This window comes from Phocaeicola sp., from assembly GCF_048170425.1.
GTDB lineage: Bacteria > Bacteroidota > Bacteroidia > Bacteroidales > Bacteroidaceae > Phocaeicola.
Window position 1 is genome coordinate 1 of sequence record NZ_DBEXBB010000296.1, and the last position, 2,666, is coordinate 2,666.

A 2,666-nucleotide genomic window follows, 5' to 3' on the forward strand; every position below is an offset into this window, starting at 1 on the left:
ATAGAAACAAATAAAGATAGAAGCTTACGGACATAGTAGGTAAAGGTCCGTAGCAGCTAAAGTCCCTTTCGTTTCCCCATTGAAAGAGAGGTGCGCGGCTAGTACGTCAAAGAGCACAACAATCCCGGCCTCCTTGTCGGAAGCAATGATTCATTCGATTCCTAAGCTGAGAGAAAAATCCGGTCAGGACCTCAGCGGAACGTAACGAAAACTTTGTGTGACATCTTTAACGATCATTTGTTGTATCTAAAATCAATGTGCGATGAAAACCGACTTTATGCGAATTTCCGGTACAAAGATAGATATTCTTTTGGAAATGAGCAATTAATAATGAAGAATTAAGAACGTATCGGGCTAAAACTTAATAGTTAAAAGGCAAAAGCAGTGAATGGGTTCTGTTTTAACCTTTAACTGTTAACTGGAAATCGTATTTATGTCAAAAAGAATTCTCCCCGCGACCGTTGGCTCATTAAGGGATTATCCTTACATTTGAGTAGAGATAAAAAACGAAGGAATATGTCGCACACGAAATTTAATCTGCAACGGTTTCTGGATGCCCAGGAAGGCGTGTATCCCGTGGCATTGAAGGAAATCAGGAATGGCGGCAAGCGCAGCCATTGGATTTGGTATATCTTCCCTCAGCAGAAGGGATTGGGTTATAGTTACAACTCGGAGTTCTACGGACTGGACGGGGAAGAAGAGGCCCGGGCTTATCTGGCACATCCTGTATTGGGTGCCCGCCTGCGGGAAATCTCCCATGCCTTGTTAGGTCATCGCGGACATCGTACGGTGCGGGAACTGATGGGGTCGGAGGTGGACGTGCTGAAACTGCATACCTCGATGAAATTGTTTGATAAGATAGCACCGGGAGAGGTGTTCGGGGAAGTGCTGAAGGTGTATTTTCATTAAAATTTAAGAGTATGTTAGCTTATACGTATATGGAGCACGGTCGTTTCTCACTGATAGAGAAGCCTGTGCCCGAACTGAAAGACCCGAAGGATGCCCTGGTGCGCGTCACATTGGGAAGTATCTGCACCAGTGATTTGCACATCAAGCACGGCAGTGTACCGCGTGCTGTACCGGGCATTACGGTGGGGCATGAAATGGTGGGCATCGTGGAACAAGTAGGAGCGGAGGTCACTACCGTGAAGCCGGGTGACCGGGTGACGGTCAACGTGGAGACCTTCTGCGGAGAATGTTTTTTCTGCCAACACGGGTATGTAAACAATTGTGAGGACCCCGACGGAGGATGGGCACTGGGCTGCCGTATCGACGGCGGACAGGCAGAATACGTGCGGGTGCCGCATGCCGACCAGGGGTTGAACCGCATCCCTGACGGAGTAACGGACGAACAGGCGCTTTTCGTGGGCGACATTCTGGCCACTGGTTTCTGGGCTGCCCGCATTTCGGAAATCACACCCAAGGATACAGTGCTGCTGATTGGAGCCGGACCTACGGGAATCTGTACGCTGCTCTGTGCCCGACTGAAACATCCGTGCCGCCTCATCGTGTGTGAGAAGTCGGAAGAGCGTATCCGTTTCCTGCGGACACACTATCCCAAGGTGCTGGTCACTACACCGGAACAATGCCGGGAGTTTGTGAAAGCCCACAGCGCGCACGGAGGAGCCGATGTAGTCATTGAAGTGGCCGGAGCCGATGACACTTTCCGGCTGGCCTGGGAGTGCGCCCGTCCGAATGCCATTGTGACCGTCGTGGCCTTGTACGACCGTCCGCAGGTACTTCCCTTGCCCGACATGTACGGCAAGAACCTCACTTTCAAGACAGGCGGTGTAGATGGTTGCGATTGTGCCGAAATTCTCCGGTTGATAGCGGAAGGAAAGATTGACACTACGCCGCTCATCACACATCGCTTTCCGCTTAATGAAATAGAAGAAGCCTACCGCATCTTCGAAGACCGCCTGGATGGGGTGATTAAGGTGGCGGTGAGTCCTCGGAATGACAAATGATTGGATACTGAAACTAAAAATATACAGACTATGCGAAAGAATTTTGGAGTAAAGACATGGTTGTACCCGATGCCCGTATTTATTGTGGCTGCGTACGACGAGAATGGAAACCCCAACGCCATGAATGCGGCGTGGGGAGGAATCTATACTGATGACATGGTGGGCATCTGCCTGGCCGAAGGGCACAAGACGACCCAGAATATTCTGGCTACGAAGGCTTTTACCGTGAGCATGGCTACAGCCGACCATGTGGCAGCCTGCGATTATGTGGGCCTTGTCTCGGGAAAGAAAGAGCCGGACAAGTTTGCCAAAGCCGGTTTCCATGCTGTAAAATCGGAGTTTGTGAATGCACCGCTCATTGAGGAATTGCCCATGACGCTGGAATGTGAGCTGGTTTCGTACGATCAGGAGAGCAACCACCTGGTAGGCCGTATTGTCAACGTGTCGGCAGCGGAAGATATTCTGGATGAAAACGGCCAGATTGACCCTGCCCGTCTGAAACCGATTACGTATGACCCGATTCATCATCATTATCTGGTGATAGGAGAGAAGGTGGGCAATGCCTTCTCCGACGGGAAAGCATTGAAGTAAAATATAGAGGCTGTCTCAAAATAGAATTGTAAAAGTAAAAATCTTATAGATTGAAATTTAGAAATAAAACACCTCCTGCTTTAGCCTTTGTTTATTGCAATTATAGGA

General features: G+C 49.5%; 3 protein-coding genes. All 3 read left to right on the forward strand.

The window, feature by feature from the left end; genetic code table 11:
- Nucleotides 1-516 precede the first annotated feature (516 nt).
- Genes ACMJ0U_RS11525 through ACMJ0U_RS11535 form a run of 3 tightly spaced genes read left to right on the forward strand, consistent with a single transcriptional unit; the run spans nucleotide 517 to nucleotide 2,558 of the window.
- The gene (locus tag ACMJ0U_RS11525) at nucleotides 517-909 is read left to right on the forward strand and encodes a DUF1810 domain-containing protein (RefSeq protein ID WP_417130054.1); all 393 of its coding nucleotides are present in this window, start codon (nucleotides 517-519) and stop codon (nucleotides 907-909) included.
- A gap of 11 nt (nucleotides 910-920) precedes the next feature.
- Complete coding sequence (locus ACMJ0U_RS11530; protein WP_417130055.1) at nucleotides 921-1,967, forward strand: alcohol dehydrogenase; 1,047 nt, start codon at nucleotides 921-923, stop codon at nucleotides 1,965-1,967.
- A gap of 30 nt (nucleotides 1,968-1,997) precedes the next feature.
- A complete protein-coding gene (locus ACMJ0U_RS11535; RefSeq protein WP_417130056.1) occupies nucleotides 1,998-2,558 on the forward strand; it encodes a flavin reductase family protein in 561 nt (186 codons plus the stop codon).
- The last annotated feature ends 108 nt before the right edge of the window (nucleotides 2,559-2,666 follow it).

Coding starts and splice junctions, on each gene's coding strand:
- ACMJ0U_RS11530 (WP_417130055.1), top strand. CDS start 921: ATGTTAGCTTATACGTATATGGAGCACGGTCGTTTCTCACTGATAGAG.
- ACMJ0U_RS11535 (WP_417130056.1), top strand. CDS start 1,998: ATGCGAAAGAATTTTGGAGTAAAGACATGGTTGTACCCGATGCCCGTA.
- ACMJ0U_RS11525 (WP_417130054.1), top strand. CDS start 517: ATGTCGCACACGAAATTTAATCTGCAACGGTTTCTGGATGCCCAGGAA.